This window comes from Aeromicrobium sp. PFPM2_SD2 (assembly GCF_057364525.1).
In genome coordinates this window covers 1-1,955 of sequence record NZ_JBNFNZ010000450.1, presented here as the reverse complement: position 1 = coordinate 1,955, position 1,955 = coordinate 1, and the positions used below count along the sequence as shown (strand labels likewise).

Genomic DNA, 1,955 nt, shown 5'->3' with positions numbered 1-1,955 from the left:
GCTGGAGTGGCTGCAGGGCAGCGCGCTGGCCCACGACGACGTCATGGACGACTCCGACACCCGCCGCGGACGTCCGAGCCTGCACCGCGAGTTCGCCGCCCGGCACCGCGCCGACGGCCGCGTCGGCGACCCGGACGTGTACGGCCGCGCCGTCGCCATCCTGCTCGGCGACCTCATGCTGTCGTGGTGCGACGAGATGCTGCGCGACTGCGGCCTGGACGTCACCGCCGCCGGGGCAGTGCTCGACGAGTGCAAGACCGAGGTCGTCGCCGGCCAGCTGCTCGACGTGGCCGGGCAGACCGTGCCGTCGCTCAGCGTCGAGGAGGCCCTGCGCGTCGTCCGCTACAAGTCGGCCAAGTACAGCGTCGAGCGTCCGCTGCACCTGGGCGCCGCGCTCGCCGGGGGCGACGCCGCGCTGACCGAGGTGCTCAGCGCCGTCGGTCTGCCGCTGGGCGAGGCGTTCCAGCTGCGCGACGACGTCCTCGGCGTCTTGCGGGACCCGCCGAGACCGGCAAGCCGGCCGGCGCGACCTGCGCGAGGGCAAGCGCACCGTCCTGGTGGCCCGCGCCGCCGAGCGGCTCTCGCCGGCGACCGCCAGCGCCTGCACGAGGGACTGGGTCACGCCGAGCACGTGCCGGCGCTCAGCGCGATGCTGCGCGAGTCCGGCGGCCTGGACGCGGTCGAGGTCGACATCGACGAGCGCGTGGCCGCCGCCCGCGCCGCGATGGCCGACGTGGACGAGCCGCCCGCACGCTGCTGGGCGACCTGCTCGACCGGGCGACCCGCCGCACCCGGTAGCGGGTCCGGACGGCGCGGCGGTGGGGGCCGGCGGGCGCCGACTCTCTAGAATCAGCGGCCAGGGGTCCGTCCGACGACTCCGCGGGGAACAGGAGCGAGCGATGGCGGCACGAGGAGACGAGGCCCTGCGCGGCCGCGTCCTCGAGGACCGCTACGTGATCGGCGAGCGCATCGCCCGCGGCGGCATGGCCAGCGTCTTCCTCGGGCACGACCGGCGGCTGGACCGCCAGGTCGCGGTCAAGGTGATGCACCAGGGCCTGGGCGACGACGAGCAGTTCACCGACCGCTTCGTCCGCGAGGCGCGGTCGGCGGCCAAGCTCAACCACCCCAACGTCGTGGCCGTCTTCGACCAGGGCACCGACGCCGAGCTCACCTACCTGGTCATGGAGTACGTCCCCGGGCGCACCCTGCGCGACGTCGTGCGCGACGAGGCCCCGATGCGGCCGGGCCGCGCGCTGCGGCTGCTGGAGCAGGTGCTGCTCGCGCTGTCGGCCGCCCACGCCGCGCACCTGGTGCACCGCGACATCAAGCCCGAGAACGTGCTGATCGCCCCCGACGGCGTGCTCAAGGTCGCGGACTTCGGACTGGCCCGCGCCGTCAGCGCCGCCACCACCGCGACCGGCGGCACGCTCATCGGCACCGTGTCCTACCTCGCGCCGGAGATCGTCGTGAACTCCGGCACCGACGCCCGCTCGGACGTCTACGCCTGCGGCGCGATGCTGTTCGAGATGCTCACCGGCTCCAAGCCGCACACCGGCGAGTCGCCGATCCAGGTCGCGTACCGCCACGTCCACGAGGACGTCCCCGCGCCGTCGTCCCTCGTGCCCGGCATCCCGCCCTACGTCGACGCGCTCGTCGCCCGGGCCACGGCCCGCGACCGCGACCGCCGCTCCCCCGACGCGCACGTGCTGCTGCAGCAGGTCCGCGCCGTGCTGCGCGCCCTGGACGCCGGACTGGACGACGACCCCGACCTGACCGCCGACCTCCAGCCCGGCTCCTCGGACGCCTGGGAGTCCGAGGTCACCCAGCGCGTCGCCGACGTGCGTCCGGCGTCCGTGCTGGGCCTGTCGCCCGACGAGGTCGGCTCCGGCACCGTCGTGGTGACCCCGGAGCACACCATGACCTGGGGCGCCGACCCGGCCGACCCGGCCGAGCCG

The 1,955-nt window shown here is 75.3% G+C and carries 2 protein-coding genes; both read left to right on the top strand.

The window, feature by feature from the left end; translation table 11 throughout:
- Positions 1-847: polyprenyl synthetase family protein (locus tag AC2W7G_RS14930; protein ID WP_485869133.1), on the top strand; the 847-nt coding region annotated here is incomplete at its 5' end.
- 52 nt (positions 848-899) lie between these two features.
- The coding region (locus AC2W7G_RS14925; protein WP_485869132.1) for a protein kinase domain-containing protein at positions 900-1,955 on the top strand (1,056 nt) is incomplete at its 3' end.